This window comes from Beduinella massiliensis (assembly GCF_900199405.1).
Classification (GTDB): domain Bacteria; phylum Bacillota; class Clostridia; order Christensenellales; family Aristaeellaceae; genus Beduinella; species Beduinella massiliensis.
In genome coordinates, this window is record NZ_LT963430.1 from 542566 (window position 1) to 560974 (window position 18409).

The 18409-nt window shown below is 61.3% G+C and carries 19 protein-coding genes; 17 read left to right on the forward strand and 2 right to left on the reverse strand.

Going from position 1 to position 18409, the window contains the following annotated elements; all coding sequences use genetic code 11:
- Positions 1-126: 126 nt before the first annotated feature.
- Positions 127-1017 carry a helix-turn-helix domain-containing protein gene (locus C1725_RS03210; protein WP_346026291.1) on the reverse strand — a complete coding sequence of 297 codons (891 nt, stop codon included), beginning with the start codon at positions 1015-1017 and terminating at the stop codon, positions 127-129.
- 447 nt (positions 1018-1464) lie between these two features.
- Between C1725_RS03210 and C1725_RS03215 the strand changes: the two genes are divergently transcribed.
- From C1725_RS03215 to C1725_RS03295, 17 genes are all read left to right on the forward strand, one after another.
- Positions 1465-3351: an ABC transporter substrate-binding protein gene (locus C1725_RS03215; protein ID WP_102410243.1), complete on the forward strand. Its 1887-nt coding sequence runs from the start codon at positions 1465-1467 to the stop codon at positions 3349-3351.
- A 133-nt stretch (positions 3352-3484) separates the two neighbouring features.
- Positions 3485-4483 carry an ABC transporter permease subunit gene (locus C1725_RS03220; protein WP_102410244.1) on the forward strand — a complete coding sequence of 333 codons (999 nt, stop codon included), beginning with the start codon at positions 3485-3487 and terminating at the stop codon, positions 4481-4483.
- Positions 4484-4524: 41 nt separating this feature from the next.
- Positions 4525-5385: an ABC transporter permease gene (locus C1725_RS03225; RefSeq protein ID WP_346026292.1), complete on the forward strand. Its 861-nt coding sequence runs from the start codon at positions 4525-4527 to the stop codon at positions 5383-5385.
- Between the two features lie 4 nt (positions 5386-5389).
- The gene (locus C1725_RS03230; RefSeq protein ID WP_102410245.1) at positions 5390-6379 is read left to right on the forward strand and encodes an oligopeptide/dipeptide ABC transporter ATP-binding protein; all 990 of its coding nucleotides are present in this window, start codon (positions 5390-5392) and stop codon (positions 6377-6379) included.
- Positions 6372-7358 (forward strand): oligopeptide/dipeptide ABC transporter ATP-binding protein, encoded by a 987-nt coding sequence (locus C1725_RS03235; protein ID WP_102410246.1) that lies wholly within the window; start codon positions 6372-6374, stop codon positions 7356-7358. The genes C1725_RS03230 and C1725_RS03235 overlap by 8 nt, the downstream gene beginning before the upstream one ends.
- Before the next feature lie 26 nt (positions 7359-7384).
- Positions 7385-8152, forward strand: coding sequence for a thioredoxin domain-containing protein (locus C1725_RS03240; protein ID WP_102410247.1), 768 nt, complete (start codon positions 7385-7387; stop codon positions 8150-8152).
- A 3-nt stretch (positions 8153-8155) separates the two neighbouring features.
- Positions 8156-8476 (forward strand): hypothetical protein, encoded by a 321-nt coding sequence (locus C1725_RS03245; RefSeq protein ID WP_102410248.1) that lies wholly within the window; start codon positions 8156-8158, stop codon positions 8474-8476.
- Positions 8473-9615: a hypothetical protein gene (locus C1725_RS03250; RefSeq protein ID WP_102410249.1), complete on the forward strand. Its 1143-nt coding sequence runs from the start codon at positions 8473-8475 to the stop codon at positions 9613-9615. Before C1725_RS03245 ends, C1725_RS03250 begins: the two co-directional genes overlap by 4 nt.
- A gap of 149 nt (positions 9616-9764) precedes the next feature.
- Positions 9765-10850, forward strand: a complete 1086-nt coding sequence (locus C1725_RS03255) for a DUF2961 domain-containing protein (RefSeq protein WP_102410250.1) — start codon at positions 9765-9767, stop codon at positions 10848-10850.
- Between the two features lie 163 nt (positions 10851-11013).
- Positions 11014-11421, forward strand: a complete 408-nt coding sequence (locus C1725_RS03260; RefSeq protein WP_102410251.1) for an RbsD/FucU domain-containing protein — start codon at positions 11014-11016, stop codon at positions 11419-11421.
- A 183-nt stretch (positions 11422-11604) separates the two neighbouring features.
- A complete protein-coding gene (locus C1725_RS03265) occupies positions 11605-11964 on the forward strand; it encodes a DUF2089 family protein (RefSeq protein ID WP_102410252.1) in 360 nt (119 codons plus the stop codon).
- A gap of 25 nt (positions 11965-11989) precedes the next feature.
- The gene (locus C1725_RS03270; RefSeq protein WP_102410253.1) at positions 11990-12373 is read left to right on the forward strand and encodes an SHOCT-like domain-containing protein; all 384 of its coding nucleotides are present in this window, start codon (positions 11990-11992) and stop codon (positions 12371-12373) included.
- An 11-nt stretch (positions 12374-12384) separates the two neighbouring features.
- A complete protein-coding gene (locus C1725_RS03275; protein ID WP_102410254.1) occupies positions 12385-12648 on the forward strand; it encodes a hypothetical protein in 264 nt (87 codons plus the stop codon).
- A 166-nt stretch (positions 12649-12814) separates the two neighbouring features.
- The gene (locus C1725_RS03280; RefSeq protein WP_102410255.1) at positions 12815-13240 is read left to right on the forward strand and encodes an Rrf2 family transcriptional regulator; all 426 of its coding nucleotides are present in this window, start codon (positions 12815-12817) and stop codon (positions 13238-13240) included.
- Between the two features lie 44 nt (positions 13241-13284).
- Positions 13285-13614, forward strand: a complete 330-nt coding sequence (locus tag C1725_RS03285) for a thioredoxin domain-containing protein (protein WP_102410256.1) — start codon at positions 13285-13287, stop codon at positions 13612-13614.
- A 35-nt stretch (positions 13615-13649) separates the two neighbouring features.
- Positions 13650-14570, forward strand: coding sequence for a thioredoxin-disulfide reductase (gene trxB, locus C1725_RS03290; RefSeq protein ID WP_102410257.1), 921 nt, complete (start codon positions 13650-13652; stop codon positions 14568-14570).
- Between the two features lie 78 nt (positions 14571-14648).
- On the forward strand, positions 14649-15089 hold the full coding sequence (locus C1725_RS03295; RefSeq protein WP_102410258.1) for a hypothetical protein: 441 nt from the start codon (positions 14649-14651) through the stop codon (positions 15087-15089).
- 160 nt (positions 15090-15249) lie between these two features.
- Here C1725_RS03295 and C1725_RS03300 read toward each other — a convergent pair whose 3' ends face one another.
- On the reverse strand, positions 15250-18402 hold the full coding sequence (locus C1725_RS03300; RefSeq protein WP_102410259.1) for a type I restriction endonuclease subunit R, EcoR124 family: 3153 nt from the start codon (positions 18400-18402) through the stop codon (positions 15250-15252).
- Positions 18403-18409 lie beyond the last annotated feature (7 nt).

An 18409-nucleotide genomic window follows, 5' to 3' on the forward strand; every position in this document is an offset into this window, starting at 1 on the left:
GGACGGCGCGGCTTGCGGCCGATGAAAAAACTCCGCGATAAAGCGGAACGCCTTATGACGGAGAAATGGAGAAGGATGAGGATGAGATTGGAGAGAATGGAGTTCTCCGCGCTCCCCGCGGCGCCTTCACGCGTCCGGGTAGCCGTCGTCCACGTGCTTGAGCGGGTTTTTGACGTAATAGGCCCGGTATTGCAGCGGCGACATGCCCTTGCTCTTCTTGAACTGAATCTGGAAGTTGGACTGGTTCGCGTAGCCGACGTCGCTGGCAATCTGGTGGATGGGCAGATCCGTCTGCGAGAGCAGGCGGCAGGCCTCGTTGATGCGAAATTCCGTCAGGTACGCGGAGGGGGAGAGGCCGATGCTCTCCTTGAAGAGGTGGGAGAGGTAACAGCCGTTGATGTGAAACTGATCCGCGATCTCCTTCATCGAGAGCTTCTGGCTGAAGTTCTGGGCGAAGTACTGCTGAATCTGGTAGACGAGCGAGCCCGCGTCCTTCTTGCGAAGCTGCACGTAGTGCGAATCCAGGATGCGCAGCGTCAGCAGCAACACGCTGTAGAGCAGGTGATCGAGAATCTGGCGGTACCCGAGGCTCTGCTGCTCGGCCTCCTGAAACATGGTGGAGAGCAGCTTGTCGAACGAGGCGCCGTTCTCCTTTGAGGGGAAGGTGGGCGAGAGCCCGGCGGGCAGAAGGCAGTTGACCGGCATGCCCGAAATGGAGAGCTCGTCGAACTTGAGGTGATAGAAGAGCGGCGCTTCCTCCTCGTGGCCAAAGCGCTCCGCGTGCTGCACGCCGGGGTTGTAGACCGCGATCGTGCCGGGCTCCAGCGGGTGGCGGCTGCCGCCCACTTCCACGAAGCCGTGGCCGCTGACGATGTAGATGAGCTCCACCGTAGGGTGGGAATGCCGGTCGATGGAGTAGGCGGGGATGTTGCTGCACCGCCCGACGCAGCGGAGCACGGGGTTTCGGATGATTTCCAGCGCCGGACCGGGAAATTCGACCAGATGGATGTTGGGCATGCGATACACCTCCCCTTGCGTCCCAGAGGTGCGCTCTGCGGCGGCACGAACCATGCCGTCGTTTTTTATCATTTAACCATACTTTTTGGCGCTTGTCAAATGGGCGGGCCGCCCATAGCTTCCGCAAGAGCGCAAATCGAGTAAAAAAAGCGACAAAATAAAATATTGAATAAAAACGCCAAGACAAATATAATGAATTTGTAAAATAAAGATGAAATCCGCTCCGCAAAATTGCGAATTTCGGCAGAGAACGCGCCTTGAACCGAGGCGGCACAAAGCAAAAATGCCTGTAAAGGTAGACAATTTGTGTCGATTTGAAAGGCGCACTCTCGGGCCGGGATTCGTCTTTTTTTTTGCCCTCAAGACGCCTGTAGTCCCTGTCAATATTGGTCTAGAAATTGCGCCAAACAGGGTTTGGCGTAAAAATAAAAAAGGAGTGGAACCTGAATGAAGAAATGGCTGACCCTCGTACTGGCCGCGATCATGCTGGCAACGATGGTTCCGGCGATGTCGCTCGCAGAAGAGACGACGATCGCAGGCACCCCGCGTTCGCAGACGCTGGTGGTCGATCCGCTGGACGGAAAAATCGGCAACCCCTACCAGTGCAACCCCTACATGACGGGCACGAATTTCTCCTCCGGACTGCACCAGCTGGTGTATTCCAACCTCTGGGACATCAACACCATCACGGGCGAACAGTTCTGTGACCTGGCCGCGAGCTTCCCGGAGCCCCTGAACGACGACTACACCTCCTTTCGCGTCAAGATTCGCGAGGGACTCAAGTGGAGCGACGGCGAGACGTTCGACGCAAACGACGTCGTCTTCACGATCAACACCCTGATGGAGCACAAGGATCAGCTGCCGGACGGCGCGAACCTTGCCACCTACATCAAGGAAATTCGCCTGGTGAACGACTACGAAATCCAGATCGACACGCTGGAAAGCTATCCGAAGCTTTCGCAGACGATGGGCGTCACGGTATGGGGCAACTCGATCCGCCCGATTCCGGAGCACATCTTCTCCAAGATCGACATCCTGACCGATCCGTACACCGACCCGGTCTCCATCGGGCCGTACGTGCTGGTCGATCGCGACCCGCAGGGCTACTGGTTCCTCTATCAGAAGCGCGAGGACTGGCAGTACTCCGACGTGGGCGCCATCAAGGGCGAGCCCAAGCCGGAATACGTGCTCTTCCAGAGCTTCGGCACCGAGGAAAAGCGCGTGATGGCGATGCTCAACAACGAGATCGACATCCTGTGCGACATCACCCCCGAGTCCTGGGACGTGCTGCAGGCGGGCAATGAATACGTGCAGACCTGGCTGGACAGCTATCCCTACGGCTGCTTCGACGACCCCTGCCAGCGCGGCATCGTGTTCAACTGCATGGCGGAGCCGTTCGACAAGGTGGACGTGCGCTGGGCCATGGCGCTGGCGCTCGACATCAACCAGGTTTCCATGGACACCTTCAACGGCCAGATGCGCGTGTCTCCCGTGAACATGCCGCCGACGACCTTCATGATGAACGCCGTGCACATGCCGCTTCGCGACTGGCTGGTGAACTACACCTGGGAGGACGGCTATCAGCCGTTTGACAAGGACTACGCCCTGAAGATGGCCGAGATCCTCAAGGAAGAGGGCATCGAGGGCCTGCCGGAGAGCGAGGACGAGCTGGTCGAGCTGTTCGGCATCGGCTGGTGGAAGCACGACCCGGATAAGGCGGCCGAACTGCTCACGAAGAGCGGCCTTTCCAAGAACGACCAGGGCCTGTGGACCTATGGCGGCGAAGTGCTCAGCTTTGAAATCGTCGCCCCCGCGGACTTTGAGATGCAGTCCAACCGCCTGGCCTACGCCTGCGCCGACCAGTGGCGCGCGTTCGGCTTCGACGTGACCGTGCAGGCCGCCGATAGCTCCGTGTTCAACACCCTGGGCAACATGGGCCAGTTCACCGCGGGCGCCTACTGGCCGTCCTGCGGCGTGCAGCTCGACTTCTACGGCAACCTCGCGGGCTGGCACAAGAAGCTGGTCTCCCCGATCGGCCAGACCAGCGCCGGCGGCCCCGCACACCTTTCGAGCGACAAGATCTCCGACATCCTGGACGAGATGTCCAAGCTGCCCTCCGACGACCCGAAGATCGAAGAGGTGGCGCACAACCTGATGAAGGCGTTCGTGGAAGAGGCCGGCTGGCTGCCGATGTTCGGCACGACCAAGCTGGTGCCGGTCAACAACTACTACTGGACGAACTACGTCTCGGCCGACAACGCCTACGACGGTCCGTGGTGGTGGTGGTCCTGCTTCAAGTTCCAGATGCCGGAAATCACCCCCGCCGCCCGATAAGAATCCCTGACTCATGGTAAGAAGATAGCCCGGCGGGGATGTGAAGCTTTTTCACATCCCCGCGCGCTCTCCCATGGCATCTGCAGGGCGGCGCGGCAAACAGACCGGTTTACAATCGAGGAGGTGCCTTTGGGTGAAACTGGTGAAATTTTTTCTCACGCGCATCCTGATCTGGGTCCTGACCATCTGGGTCGGCGTATCCATCGTGTTCGTCATTCAGCGCATGATGCCCTCCGACCCCATCGAGTCGATGATCGCCAAGATGACGACGATGGGCACCCGCGTGACGCCCGAGGAAATCGACGCGACGCGCGCGACGCTGCAAAAGCAATTCGGCCTGGACGGAACCCTCTGGGAGCAGTACACGACCGCCATCGGCCGCATGCTGACCTTCGACTTCGGCCCGTCCCTTTCCATGTACCCTACGCGGGTGATGGACCTCATCTCCGCCTCCCTGCCCTACACGGTGAGCCTGCTACTGTTCACGACGCTGTTTTCGTGGATCGCCGGCAACGCGATCGGCCTGCTGGCGGGCTTTAAAAAGGACAAGTGGTATTCCAAGCTGCTGGAAACGGTCAGCATCTGCATTTATCCCACGCCTTACTTCATCATGGCGCTGGTCTTCATCATCCTGTTCTGCTACATCAACAAGTGGTTCCCATTGATGGCAACTTTGCCGGCCACCTTCTCCTTCTCGTGGGAGTGGCTGTCCAAAGTCGTATATAACTCCTTCCTGCCCGCGCTTTCGCTGATCCTGCTCGGCTGCGGCTGGTGGATCATCAGCATGAAGTCCCTATCCTCCAACGTCGCGGAGGAGGACTTCGTGAGCTATGGGCGCATGAAGGGCCTTTCGGAGCGCACGATCGGCTACCGCTACGTGTTCCGCAACTCCATTCTCACGCAGGTGACGGCGCTCGGGCTGCACCTGGGCGGCGTGTTCAGCGGCTCTTTGATGACGGAGATCTTCTTCGGCTATCCGGGCGTCGGCATGCTGCTGCAAAACGCGATCACCTCCGCGGACTACAACCTGATGCTGGGGCTCATCACCATCTCCATCTTCGCCGTCTCTACCGCGACGCTCATCATCGACCTGATCTATCCGTTCCTCGACCCGCGCATCCGCTATAGCTGACGGGCGCCCCAAAGAGAGGTAGAAAAGGAGGAGACATACTCATGAAACGCAGACATAACGCCACCGTCGGACAGGTGTGGCGTGCGATGAGCCTCCGGTTTAAGATCGGCCTCATCATCACGCTGTGCTTTTTGATCCTGGGCTTTATCTTCCCGCTGTTCAACCAGACGGACCCCATGGCGCTCAGCGCCTTCAAGAAGAACCTGAGGCCCAGCCTGGAGCACTTCTTCGGCACGAACAAGCAGGGCCAGGACATCTTCTGGCTGCTGGTGGAATCCATCAAGAATTCGATCATCCTGGGCATGACGGTCGCGCTCTTCGCCACGGTCATCGGCGTGCTCGTGGGCCTCACGGCGGGCTTCGTCGGCGGCGCGCTGGACCGCATCCTCATGTTCATCTGCGACTCGATCATCGTCGTGCCCTCGCTGCCCATCCTGATCCTGATGGGCTCCATCCTCAAGGGGCGCGCGTCGATCATGGCGATCGCGGGCATCCTCATCATCTTCAACTGGCCCTGGCCCGCGCGCCAGGCGCGCAGCATGGCGCTGACCATCCGCGAGCGCGAATTCATCAACACCGCGCGCTTTTCGGGCGAGAGCACGCTCAAGATCATCTGCGTGGAGATCGTGCCCCACGTGCTCTCCTGGTCCATGGCAAACTTCATCAACACCATCCTGGTGGCCATCGGCTCGGAAGCCAGCCTGGCCGTCCTGGGCCTTTCCTCCACGACCACGGCGACGCTGGGCAACATGATCTACTGGGCGCGCCAGTACCAGGCGATATTGCTCAAGCAGTGGTTCTGGATCGGCTCGCCGGTCATCGCGACGATCGTGCTGTTCATCGGCCTGTTTTTGACCTACACGGGGTATAACGACTATACCTCCACGAAGAGGGGGCGCTGAGCGTATGATGAAGGTTGAAAACGTATCCGCGCAGTACCGGACGATCACCGGCCCCGTGCTCGCGGTCGAGGACGTATCCTTTCAAATTCACGACGACGAAATCTTCGGCATCGCGGGCGAGTCGGGCTGCGGCAAGTCCACGCTGCTCAAAATCCTGTACGACCTGATCTCCTTCCCGCTGGAGCTGACGCAGGGCAGGGTCCTGCTGGAGGCCAAGGACGGCAGGGGAGACACGCGCGCCTACGAGAGCGGGCAGATCAGGAAGGCCTGGTGGGATTCCATCTCCTACGTGCCCCAGGCCGCGCAGAGCGTGCTCAACCCCGTGTTCCGCGTGGAGGAGCAGTTCTACGAGATCATCCGCCGCCACCGCCCGGACGAGGACAGGAAGGCCATGGACGCGCGGCTTTGCGCCTACATGGAGGAGCTTTCGCTCAGCCCCGACATCCTCAAGGCCTACCCGCACCAGCTTTCCGGCGGCATGCGCCAGCGCGTGGTCATCGCCATGGCGACCTTTTTGCGCCCCAGCCTCATCCTCGCGGACGAGCCGACCACGGCGCTGGACGTCGTGGTGCAGCGCGCGATCCTCATGATGCTGATGGAACTTCAGCAGAAGATGAAGAACACGTTCGTCATCGTCAGCCACGACATGGGCGTGCACTACCAGATCACCCACCGCATGGGCATCATGTACTCCGGCAGCATGATGGAGCTGGGCCCCACGGAGGCCATCTTCGAGGACCCCATCCACCCCTACACGCAGATGCTGATCGGCGCGCTGCCCCGCGTGGGCGACAAGCGGCCCAAGGAGGGCATCCCCGGCGCGCCGCCCTCGCTGCGCAACCCGCCGCCGGGCTGCCGGTTCGCGCCGCGCTGCCCGCGCGCGACGGAGGCCTGCCGCGCGCGCGTGCCGAAGCTGCGCGAGGTGAAGCCCGGCCGCTTCGCGGCCTGCCACCTGCTCGATCCCGAAATGAAGGGAGGCAAAATCGATGGCTGAAAACCTGCTCGAACTGCAGCACCTCACGAAGGAATTCCGCATCGGCAGCTTCGTCGTGGGCAAGAAGATGACCGCCGTGGACGACGTGAGCTTCTCGATCCCGGGGGACAGGCCCACGATCCTCTCGATCGTCGGGGAGTCCGGCTGCGGCAAGACCACGCTGACCAAGATGATCCTGCGCCTGCTCGCCCCCACGCGCGGCACGGTGCTGCTGGACGGAAAGGACTGCCACGACCGCCGGGCCGTGAGCAACCCGCGCTTCCGCACGCTGGTGCAGCCGATCTTTCAAAACCCCTTTGAGGCGTTCTCCGCCCGCCGCCAGGTGGCGAAGTACCTGATCGACACCGCGCGCGCCTTCGGCGGCGCAAAGAGCTACGACGAGGCCGTGAAAAAGACCGACGAGGCGCTTGCGGCCGTGGGCCTCAGCTACGAGGTCGTGCGCGGCAAGTACTCCACCCAGTTTTCCGGCGGCGAATTGCAGCGCGTGTCCATCGCGCGCGCGCTGATCACGTCGCCCAAGCTCATCATCGCGGACGAGCCGGTCGCCATGATCGACGCCTCGATGAAGATGAACATCGTCAACCTCTTCAAGCAGATTCGCGATCAGTACGGCATCAGCTTCATCTACATCACCCACGACCTTTCCACCGCCTACTACGTCAGCGACTACATCGCCACGCTCTACCGCGGCAGCCTGATCGAGTTCGGCACGGCGGCGGAGATCATGGAAAACCCGGCGCACCCCTACACGGAGCTTTTGATGAACTCGGTGCCGCACGTGGGCGACAAGTGGAAGAAGAACATCCGCATGTCCGACGGCGAAACGCAGGACTTCTCGCTCACCTGCTGCAAGTTCGCGCCCCGCTGCCCCTACGCGACGGAGGAATGCCGCGCGCGGCGGCCCGAAAGCAGAAGCCTTTGCGGCGGGCGCAGGGTGCTCTGCTTCCACCCGCTGACCGGGGAAGACGCGCAGGGCTGAGGACTGCCGGGAAGGGAGGGGCCCGCATGAAAGGATGGATCGCGGCGGCGCTGTGCTGCCTGCTGTTCGCCCCGGCCCCTTCGGGCCGGGCGGAGGACTGCCTGGAAATCTACTGCATCGACCCCTGCGGGGGCTGCATGGGCGCGGAAAAGCCCTGCGCCGATCACTGCACGGTGGAAGACGAGCTCTACCTGCGCTACCGCGCGCTGCTGGAGGAGGCCGGGGACGGGCGGGACGTCCGCCTGTGCAACCTGCGCCGGACGCCGGAGCGCTATCAGGAGCTGACGGAGCGGCTTGCGGATGCGGCGCCGGAGGGCTTCGACCTGCCGCTCGTGCTGGTCGGCGGCGCGCCCTTTCCGGCGGATGGGACGCAGGACGCGGCGATCGAGGCGTATATCGCGTCGGGCGGCGCGGACTACCCCGGCTACGAGGCGCTTCGGGCGCAGCGGGACGCGCTGATCCAGAGCCGTCCGAAGCGCAGCGTGCTCTACTTTTACAGCGCCTACTGCGAGGACTGCAAGAAGGTCTCCAAGTGGATCGAGCGCGCGCTGCCGGCGGACGTGGAGGTCGTAAGGATCGACGTGGGCACGCAGGAGGGCATGCTGCTCGAACGCGCGGTGCATGCCAGGTACGACATTCCGGAGGATCAGTACTACGTCCCTCTGGTGATTTACGGGGAGGACTGGCTGATGGGCAGGGACTCCATCTTTCTTTCCCTGCCCAGCCGCATCGAGGAACGCCCGGACGCGGTGACCCCGGACGCCGGGGCGCTGCTCGGGAACGGGGAGGGATGAGCCTTGCTGCGCAGGAAGGAAAGGGCGCGGCTTTGCCTGGAAGTTCGGGACGCCCTGGGCGGCGCGCTCTTTTCAGATCGTCTGGAGCGCCTGACGCTCCCCGAGGAGACGGTGCTCGCGCTGAGCGTGGAGTTCTTCGGCGACCCCGAGCCCTGCGAGATCCACCGCTCGGCCGTGCTCAGCCGCGCGCACGCGGAGATCGAGGCGGCGCTGCCGACGGATGCGCCGCGGGAGGCCGCCGCGCTCGGCGCGCGCGTGCGGATGCTGCTGGGGGCCTGGCCCGACGCGGCGACGGTTTGTCTCAGAAGGGAGGCGGGGCGATGAGGCGGCTCTTCGCGCTGCTCCTGCTTCTCTTGGCGATGATCCCGTCGTGCGCGGCGGCCGCGGAGGAGCCGGAAAGCCGGGTGACCTACCTGTACGTGACGGCCTGCCAGAGCTGCGCGCGCGTGAAGGACCTGCTCGCCTCGCTGCCGGAGGAGATCGAGGCGGCGGACGGGCAGGGAGGGACCGTGCGCTCGCGGCTCGTCGTCGAGGAGGTCAACATCGCCGCCGACCTCCCGGCGGCGCAGGCGCTCTTTGCGCGCTACGGCGTGCCGGAGGACGAGCAGATGGCCCCGACCGTGTTCCTGCGGGATACCTACCTCGCGGGCGCGGACGCGATCCTCGCCTCGCTGCCGGAGACGCTCGCGGCGGGCGGCGCGCTGACGGACGGCGCGGCTGCCCAGGCGGAGGCGGCGTCTTCCGCGGCGGGCGGACCCTCCGCGCTGGGCCTCGGGGCGACGGTGCTGGCGGGCCTCGTCGGCGGGCTGAACCCCTGCGCGCTTTCGATGCTGCTGGTGCTGCTTTCGGCGCTGCTGACGGCCGGGCGCGGCGCGGGACGGTACGCGGCCGTGTACCTTGCGGTCAAGGGCGTCTGCTACTTTCTGATCGGCACGGTGTTCCTCGCGGCGTTTGCGGCGACGGACGCGGCCTGGCTGCCGGGCGCGGTGCGCCTGGCGGCGACGGCGGTTTCGGCTGTGCTGGTCGTGCTCAACCTGATGGACGCCGCAAGCGCGCTGCGCGAGCGCTACGGGGCCGTGCGAAACCAGCTCCCCGCGCGGCTGCGGGGCGGGCTCTCGCGCTGCATTCGGCGGGCGGTGCGCTCGCACCCGGGCGGGCTGTTGCTCGCGGTCGCGGGGGCGGGGGCGCTCGTCTCCCTCGGGGAGTTCATGTGCGCGGGCCAGGTGTACCTGGCGACGCTGCTGAGTGCGCTGCACGCGGGGACGGAGGCCGGGCGCATGGCGCTGCTGCTGCTCGCGTACTGCCTGTCGTTCCTCGCGCCCTCGGCGCTGATCGCCTGCTTCGTCGTGCGCGTCAAGGGCACGTTCGAGGCGTCGGACAAGCTCCGGCGGTACATGCCGCTCGTCAAGCTGCTGACCGCGCTGGTGCTCGCGGGAGCGGTGGTCTCGCTATGGATGCCCTAAAGGCGCAAAAAGCGCAAAAAAGCGCGCAAAGCACGGCGTTGAAGACTTCGGCAGGATGCAATAAAATGGTGCCGGCGCTGGAAACGAAGAAGGAATGACGGCCGCGCCACGGGCGGCGGCTTCATCGAAAAAACGAGGAGGACAAGATCATGGCATACAACGGAATCGGAAGCATGGCGGACATTTTCAAGCTGTCAAACGCGAAGACGCGGTCGATCTCGCCGGAGAACTACAAGGGCGAGGTAGGCGGGGGCGGACGCTGCCCGCTGGAAGAGGGGAACGCGAAGCGCGCGGCGCGGGACCTGGGCCTTGGATGGAAGGTGAACCCGTACATCATCATCCAGCCGGGCGAGACGTTTGAAATCGCGGACATCGAAGGGCCGGGCTGCATCCAGCACATCTGGCTGACGCCGACGGGAAGCTGGCGCAATACGATCCTCAGGATGTACTGGGACGGTCAGGAGAACGCGTCGGTGGAATCGCCGATCGGGGACTTCTTCGCGTGCGGCTGGGGGGAATACGCGCAGGTGTCGTCGCTGGCGGTGTGCGTGAACCCGGGAAGCGCGTTCAACTGCTACTGGCCGATGCCGTTCCGAAAGCGGTGCCGGATGACGCTGGAAAACCGAGCGGAGGAGCCGGTGACGATCTACTACCAGATCGACTACTGCCTGACGGAGGTGGAAGAGGACGCGGCGTACTTCTGCGCGCAGTTCAGGCGTGTGAATCCGCTGCCGTACAAGGAGGTCTACACGCTCCTGGACGGCGTAAAGGGGAAGGGTCACTACGTGGGCACCTACATGGCGTGGGGCGTGAACAACCGCGGCTGGTGGGGCGAGGGCGAAATCAAGTTCTACATCGACGGGGACAGGGAGTACCCGACGATCTGCGGGACGGGAACGGAGGACTACTTCTGCGGGTCGTACGACTTCGAGGACCCGTTCACGCACGACAAATACGTGCCGTTCACGACGCCGTACGCGGGGCTGCCGCAGGTGATCTGCGCGGACAAGCTGTACAAGAGCCAGATGCGGTTCGGGATGTACCGGTGGCACCTGCAGGACCCAGTCCGGTTTGAGGAGGAGCTGCGGGTGACGATCCAGGCGCTGGGGTGGAGAAGCGGCGGACGCTACCTGCCGCTGCAGGACGACATCGCGTCGGTGGCGTACTGGTACCAGACGCTGCCGACCGCGCCCTTCGCCCCGCTGCCGGACAAGGATTACCTCGAAATCATCTGAGCGCGCGGGAGAGGCCGAACAGACGCGCCCTGCCGGAAAGCGAAAGCTCCGGCAGGGCGCTCGCTTTGGGCAGGAGATCGCGAAGATTTGTCCAATACCTTATGACAGATGCACGCGGCGGGCGCGCCCCGGCGCGGCAGGCACGAAAGGGAGGTTTTTTCTGATGATGCTGGACGGGTGCATTCATCCCCAAATCATGCAGGCGCTTTCGCTGTGCGGCCACGGGGACAAAATCCTCATCGCGGACGGCAACTATCCGCTGCAATCGCGCACCGGCGACGCGCAGAAGGTGTTTCTCGGCCTGACGGCGGGCGTGCCCACGGTCACGCAGGTGCTGGAGGCGCTGCAAAAGGAGATCGTCGTCGAGGACGCGACGGTCATGCAGCCCACTGAGGGCGGCGAGCCGGAAATCTTCGCGGAGTTTACGCAGATGCTGGGCGGCATGGCCCCCCGCAAGATGGAGCGCTACGCCTTCTACGAGCGCTGCTGCGAGCCGGACGTGCGCCTGGCGATCTCCACGGGCGAAAAGCGCACCTACGCGAACATCCTGATCACGGTCGGGGTGGCGTAAAAGAACGCGGGAGCGGAGGCGCGGCCAACGGGCCGCGTCTTTTCTTTTTGGACATGCGGAAGAAAATAAAAGTATTTAAATCAAAAACTTAAAATAATCAATTTTAAAATTAAATATATTGATTTTTATATTGACTTATTTGAAGATGTGTATTATATTGTTTACAGCGAAGGGAGTGAGGGTGTGAAAAAGGTCATCAGCCGCTGCCCCGTGTGCCAAGGCGAGCTCACCGTGGCAAGGCTCAAATGCGAGGCCTGCGACACGGTCATCGAAAATACGTTCAGGCTCAGCAAGTTCGACTACCTGTCGAACGAAGAGCTGTACTTCACGGAGACGTTCCTGCGCTGCCGGGGGAACATCAAGGAGATGGAGCGAGCGCTGGGCATTTCCTACCCGACGGTTCGCGCCAGGCTGGATACGGTGATCAAAAAGCTCGGCTACGAGACCGGCGCGGACGAGCAGGCGGCGAAGCGGGAGGAAATCCTCAAGTCGCTGGAAAACGGCGAGATCACGGCGGAACAGGCGATCGCACAACTCAAATAAGACGAATGACGGGAGGAAACGCGCGATGGACGAAAAGATGCGGATTTTACGGATGGTGGAGCAGGGAACGGTCACGGCGGAGCAGGCGGCCGAGCTGATGGCCGCCCTGAACGCGGACGCCCCCGGGCCGCTTGCGGCGCCGGAGGCGAGCAGGTATGACAAAAAGCTGCTCCGCGTGCTCGTGGAGAGCGCCGAGGGCGACAACGTGAAGATCCAGTTCCCGGTGGGCGCGATCAAGAAGATCGTGAAGGCGACCGGCAAGCTGCCCATTTCGGAGGCGAGCCTTCAGGGCGTGGACCTGACCGAAGTGATGGAGGCCGTCTCCGAGTGCCTGGACGCCGAGGTGGAAGGCGACTTTGTCAACGTGGAGTCGGCGGACGGCACCACGGTGCGCATCTTCGTGAACTGACGGGGCGCGCCATGCGGATACGAATTAAGTCGCCGGATTGCCGCCTCTTTCTCCCTGTTCCGGATGCGCTCGCGGGCCTCGTGCTGCGCCTGCTGCCGGAGAGCGCGTTTACGGACATGCAAAAGAGCTTCCCGGAGGCCTTCCGTCCGCTCGTGAACCGGGAGAACGCCTGCGCCCTGTGGCGCGAATGCCGGGAGATCCTGCGCGCGCATAAGGGGTTGGAAGTCGTGCGCGTCGAGGGCAAGGGGGACGTCTTCGTTTCGATCAAGCTGTAAGAATGAAGCGGGCCGCCGCGCGGGACGATTGCCGGTCGTCCCCGCGGCGGCCCGCCCTTTTGCGCGGAGCGCGCGAACATTTTGCCCCCCGGCGCTTGACAAACCCGCCGGAAAGCGCTAGAATAATACTGTAACGAACGGAAATACAGATAGGCGGTGGAGCGACATGACGAGTGAATTTGCGGTAGCTGTGCACGCGCTTGTCTACCTGAACCATAAGAAGGAGACGCTTTCCAGCGAGGTGCTGGCGGGCAACGTCTGCACGAACCCGGCGCGCATCCGCAAGGTGATGGCGCAGCTCAAGCGCGCGGGGCTCGTGGAGACGAAGGAAGGGCTGGACGGCGGATATCACTTCACGCAGGATGCGGACGAGGTGAGCCTTTGCCGCGTGGCGCAGGCGCTGAACGCGCGGTTCGTGTGCGCGTCGTGGCACAGCGGCGACAAGGACATGGCCTGCCTGGTGGCGTCGGGCATGGCGGGCATCCTGGACGAGGTGTACGACGACCTGGACGCACTGTGCATGGAGCGTCTTCGGCACATCACGATCGGGACGATCGACAGGAAGATCTTCGGCGCGAGGCAGCCGGTATAAACCCCGGCAGGGCCGGAGAAGATGTACAAAAGGAGGCGCAGCATATGGCAATGACGAAGCTGACGAAGGAAAATTTTGAAGCCGAGGTGCTTTCGGCGCAGGAGACGGTGATGGTGGAGTTCAGCGCGCCCTGGTGCGGCTACTGCCGCCGGATCGCCCCGGCGGTCGAGGCGCTGGCCGAAAGCCTTGCGGGCAAGGTGAAGGTGGGCACGATCGACATCGACGAGCAGCCGGAGCTGACCGGGCGTTACGAGGTGGAGACGATTCCCTCTCTGATCGTGTTTCGGGGCGGCCAGGCGATGGGCGAGGCGCTGGTGGCGCCGCAGTCGCGTGGGCAGATCGAGGGCTGGCTGCGGGAAAACGGTGCGCTTTGAGGAAGCCCCGGGCATTCGGAAGAGAGGATACGGCGATGGAAGAAAAGATTTACGACATGCTGGTAGTCGGCGGCGGGCCCGCGGGCTACACGGCGGCGCTGTACGGCGCGCGGGCGGGGCTTACGGTCCGGGTGATCGAAACGCTGTCGCCCGGCGGGCAGATGGCCACCACCGAGCAGATCGACAACTATCCGGGCTTTGAGGACGGCATCGACGGCATGCAGCTCGCCGAGCGCATGCAGCGAGGGGCAGAGCGCTTCGGCGCGGAGTCGGTCTTCGGTCAGGCGCTTTCGGCGGACCTTTCAAGCAGCCCCAAGCGCCTTGAGACGGAAAGCGGCACGCTGCTGGGCCGCACGGTGGTGCTCGCGATGGGCGCCGCGCCGCGCGAGCTGGGGCTTGCGGACGAGCGCGCGCTGCGGGGCAAGGGCGTCGCCTACTGCGCGACCTGCGACGGCATGTTCTACCGCGGCAAGACGGTCGCCGTCGTGGGCGGGGGCAACAGCGCCGCAGCGGACGCGCTGTTCCTCTCCAAGATCTGCAAGAAGGTCTACCTCGTGCATCGGCGGGACGAGCTGCGCGCCTCGCGGCGGGAGCGCGCGCTGATCGAGGAGAGCGGCGTCGAATTTCTGCTGAGCCGAAGGCCCGTGGCCATCCTGCACGAAAAGCGCGTGACGGGCCTGCGGCTGGAGGACGTGAAGACCGGCGAGGTGAGCGACATCGCGGTGGACGGCATCTTCGTGGCGGTCGGCCGCGTGCCGAGCACGGAGCTCGTGCGCGGCCAGGTGGAGCTGGACGAGGCGGGCTACGTGGCCGCGGACGAGTCCACGCGCACGAACCTGCCGGGCGTCTACGCCGCGGGCGACCTGCGGCAAAAGCCGCTGCGCCAGATCGTGACCGCCGCGGCGGACGGCGCGACCGCCGCGCACTTCGCGGAGGAGTACGTGTACAGGCTCTGAACGCTGACCCGGACGCCGTTTTCCTTGACAGGGAGCCGTCCGGGATTTACAATGCAGACAGAAAGGGGGCGCAAGGCGATGGCGCTGTATGACGAACTGAGAAAGGTGCTGATGGCCGGCGTGGGCGCGGTGGCGGTCACGGCGGAAAAGGCGAAGGAAATCGCGGACGGCCTGATCGAAAAGGGCGAGCTCACGGTCGAGCAGGGCAAGTTCGTGAGCGACGCGTTCTGCAAGAACGTGTCTGAAAAGGTGGATCGCGCCGCGAAAAAGGTGGATATGTCCGCCAAGATGATGGCGCTCTCCCCCGAAGAGCTGGAGCAGGTCAAGGAGATCATCGCCCGCATGCAGCGGGAGCGGGCGCAGGAGGCGGGCGGTTCGCCGGACGCCGGGGACGGCGCGCAGGAGGCGGAGCCCGAGGACGAAGCTGAGGCGGAGGAAGAGGCTTTTGAGGAAGCCGCAGATGCGCCGGAGTCCTCGTCTTCGTCGGACGCTGAGGCGGAAGGCGAACGGGAGGACTGACCGCAGGCCGGGCTGTCCGTTCGGCTGGATAATTCCCCGGACCGGGGACGGAAGCGTAAAAAAGGCGGCCTGATCAAGGGGCCGCCTAATAAAGGTGTATCATTGGTTTGTAGCGGAAGGCGTATTTTCGGATATGCCTTCCGTTTGCTATATCATAGAGCTAAATTCCGAAGTACTTCTCAAAGAACTGCGTAAGCCTGCTGATGATCCCTTGCTTTTTCTCCGCTCTTCCGCCTCCAAAGCGGGAAACAGGCGGCATGATTTTGTCAATATCCGTTCCGATCGTTTTCAAAGCGCCATCTCGGAAGGAATTTTCAATATACCGTTTGGTTTCCTCCGGCTTCAGCTTTTCAGAAGCGATGATTGCTTCCAGTTCCGCTTCCTTTTCTTTGATGACAAATTCACGCCATTCCAGCAGTACGTCCGAAACGTCGTTGACCCCGGCAAGAAAAGTTTCAATCAGCGCCTTTTTGCTGCGAAGCTCCGGACTGGCGTCTACCGCCCGTCGGATGGATATGAGCACTTCTTTGTCCTCGCAATGGGTGTCGTGATACTTCTTTACCAGCATGAGAATGTAATCGATATTGATTTCTATTTGCTTAATCAGTTCGATTTCAAACACAATATCGTCGTTGATGTTCTCCTTGCCGCCATTTTCCCGCTGCCTCTTCCACTCATCCCGAAGGTCCTGATATCGCCCCAGATAATCCTGCAATTCCCGCTCCGACAAGATTTCATTGCCGCAAAAGTCATCAAAGGAAACCAGAATGTTCCGCATACGCAGAATGGCGCCGAACAGACCGATAAAGTCTTTTTGGTTTTTCTCTCCGATGATCGACGGCTCGGAAAGCGGAAATTTCTCCAGAAGCTCCTGTACCATATCGCAATAACCGGGCCTTTTGCTTCCATCCGGGTCTGTGTAGCCCTCATAGTAATCCTTATAGCTTTTTAAAAGGACGATCCCACCAGCCTCTTTATCGCCGAACAGGGCGATGGCTTCGTCCGTCCGCTTTTGCAGGTTGCGGAAGCATACGATATTGCCAAAGGTTTTAATGGTGTTCAGAATGCGGTTCGTTCTGGAAAAAGCCTGAATCAGCCCGTGCATTCTCAAATTTTTATCCACCCACAGCGTATTGAGCGTGGTAGCGTCAAAGCCGGTCAAAAACATATTGACGACGATGAGCAAATCCAGCTCCTTGTTTTTCATGCGGAGGGAGACGTCCTTGTAATAATTCTGGAATTTTTCGCTGGTGGTGTCATAATTGGTGCGGAACATCCGGTTATAATCCAAAATAGCGGCATTCAGAAAATCGCGCGAGGAGGGGTCCAATGCGCTGGTATCCTCTGGATTTTCCTCGTCCAATAGGCCATCTGCTTCCTCTTCGTTGTTCCCGTAGCTGTAAATCAGCGCAATTTTCAGCCGTTTGGCGGGGGATTCTGCCATCTGCCGCTGAAATTCGGCGTAATAAAGCTTTGCGGCCTCCACAGAAGAAACGGCAAAAATGGAATTAAAGCCGCTCAACCGCTGTTTTTGCTTGATCTCTTCCGTTTCATCCCTGCCGCCCGCGGAGGCTACCTCTGCAATGTTTTGTAAGACGCTGAACGAATAGGTTCGCTGGTTCCGGTAGGTCTTTTGATCGAAATGATCCAGAATGTACTTTGTCACCAGAGAAATCCGCTCGGGAGCTAAGAAGGCCTTTTCCCGGTCGATGTCTCTGACCTGCTTATCGTCCATATCCGGTTCCTTGTCCATGGTTTTGATGTAGTCAACCCGGAACGGCAGGACGTTTTTGTCGTTGATCGCGTCCACGATGGTATAGGTATGCAGAGGAAGTACCCTTTTCCCGTCCTTGTCCGGTTCGCCGCCGAAAACCTGCGGCGTGGTTTTCATCGTCGGTTTTCCGTGGTGCGGCGCGTTGACCGCAAAAATCGGCGTTCCGGTAAAGCCGAAGAGGTGATACTTCTTAAAATGTTTGGTAATCGCCGTGTGCATATCCCCAAACTGGCTGCGATGGCATTCATCAAAAATGATGACGACACGCTTTTGGTAGACCTCATGCGCGGGATTCTTTTTGATAAAGGTGGATAGCTTTTGAATGGTGGTGATGATGATCTTGTATTCATGGGGATTGCCCCGGCGGTCCTTATCCTCCAGCTGCCGCTGCAATACGGCGGTGGAGGTGTTGCTGTTGGCCGAGCCCTTTTCAAAGCGGTCGTATTCCTTCATGGTCTGATAATCCAGGTCCTTGCGGTCTACCACAAAGAGAACCTTTTCGATGTAGGGCAGCCTGGAAGCAATCTGCGCCGTTTTAAAGGAGGTCAGGGTCTTGCCGCTGCCGGTGGTATGCCAGATATATCCGCCACCCGCAATGGTTCCATAGGTTTTGTAGTTGTTCGCAATCTCCAGCCTGCTCAAAATGCGTTCTGTTGCGGCAATCTGGTAGGGGCGCATGACCAGCAGCATGTTTTCTGCCGTGAAAACACAGTACCGGGTCAAAAGATTCAACAGCGTGTGCTTGGAGAAAAAGGTCTTTGTAAAATCAATCAAATCCGGGATGATACGGTTTTGCGCATCCGCCCAAAAAGAGGTAAACTCAAAGCTGTGGCTGGTTTTGGCCTTGGCGCTTTTCCCGGAAGCTCCCGCCTCCCGGATATGGTTGAAGCGGGTGCTGTTGGAATAGTATTTGGTATTGGTGCCATTGGAAATGACGAAAATCTGCACGTACTCAAAGAGCCCGGAGGCTGCCCAGAAGCTTTCCCGCTGATAGCGGTTGATCTGATGAAACGCCTCCCGAATAGCGACGCCCCGGCGCTTGAGCTCTATATGCACCATGGGCAGGCCGTTGACCAGCACCGTTACATCATAACGGTTTTTATGGGTTCCTTCCGCGGTCGCGTATTGATTGATGACCTGTAGGCGGTTGTTGTGGACGTTTCTTTTATCCAGCAGATAGATGTTTTTTGTGGAGCCGTCGTCCCGGCGGAGAATCTGGATATAATCGTCCTGAAGGCGCCGGGTTTTCTCCACGATTCCATCATTTTTCCCTGCAATGCACTCGGTGAAGAACTGCTCCCATTCGGCATCGGAAAAAGCATAGCGATTGAGCAGCTCCAGCTGCGTGCGCAGGTTGGCAATAAGCGCCTTTTCGCTGTGTATCGCAAGGTATTCATACCCCTGCGCGGAGAGCAGGCCGATGAACTCCTTTTCCAGCGCCGCCTCGCTCTGGTAGGCGTCGGACTGGCGCGGCTGCGGCGTGTATTCCGCCACGACGGTGTTTTCCGTTGTTTGGGCGACGATGTTGTAACAATTCACCGGTATC

Coding starts and splice junctions, on each gene's coding strand:
- C1725_RS03250 (WP_102410249.1), top strand. CDS start 8,473: ATGAGGCGGCTCTTCGCGCTGCTCCTGCTTCTCTTGGCGATGATCCCG.
- C1725_RS03235 (WP_102410246.1), top strand. CDS start 6,372: ATGGCTGAAAACCTGCTCGAACTGCAGCACCTCACGAAGGAATTCCGC.
- C1725_RS03285 (WP_102410256.1), top strand. CDS start 13,285: ATGGCAATGACGAAGCTGACGAAGGAAAATTTTGAAGCCGAGGTGCTT.
- C1725_RS03225 (WP_346026292.1), top strand. CDS start 4,525: ATGAAACGCAGACATAACGCCACCGTCGGACAGGTGTGGCGTGCGATG.
- C1725_RS03215 (WP_102410243.1), top strand. CDS start 1,465: ATGAAGAAATGGCTGACCCTCGTACTGGCCGCGATCATGCTGGCAACG.
- C1725_RS03280 (WP_102410255.1), top strand. CDS start 12,815: ATGACGAGTGAATTTGCGGTAGCTGTGCACGCGCTTGTCTACCTGAAC.
- C1725_RS03255 (WP_102410250.1), top strand. CDS start 9,765: ATGGCATACAACGGAATCGGAAGCATGGCGGACATTTTCAAGCTGTCA.
- C1725_RS03260 (WP_102410251.1), top strand. CDS start 11,014: ATGATGCTGGACGGGTGCATTCATCCCCAAATCATGCAGGCGCTTTCG.
- C1725_RS03270 (WP_102410253.1), top strand. CDS start 11,990: ATGGACGAAAAGATGCGGATTTTACGGATGGTGGAGCAGGGAACGGTC.
- C1725_RS03295 (WP_102410258.1), top strand. CDS start 14,649: ATGGCGCTGTATGACGAACTGAGAAAGGTGCTGATGGCCGGCGTGGGC.
- C1725_RS03240 (WP_102410247.1), top strand. CDS start 7,385: ATGAAAGGATGGATCGCGGCGGCGCTGTGCTGCCTGCTGTTCGCCCCG.
- C1725_RS03230 (WP_102410245.1), top strand. CDS start 5,390: ATGATGAAGGTTGAAAACGTATCCGCGCAGTACCGGACGATCACCGGC.
- C1725_RS03275 (WP_102410254.1), top strand. CDS start 12,385: ATGCGGATACGAATTAAGTCGCCGGATTGCCGCCTCTTTCTCCCTGTT.
- C1725_RS03210 (WP_346026291.1), bottom strand. CDS start 1,017: ATGCCCAACATCCATCTGGTCGAATTTCCCGGTCCGGCGCTGGAAATC.
- trxB (WP_102410257.1), top strand. CDS start 13,650: ATGGAAGAAAAGATTTACGACATGCTGGTAGTCGGCGGCGGGCCCGCG.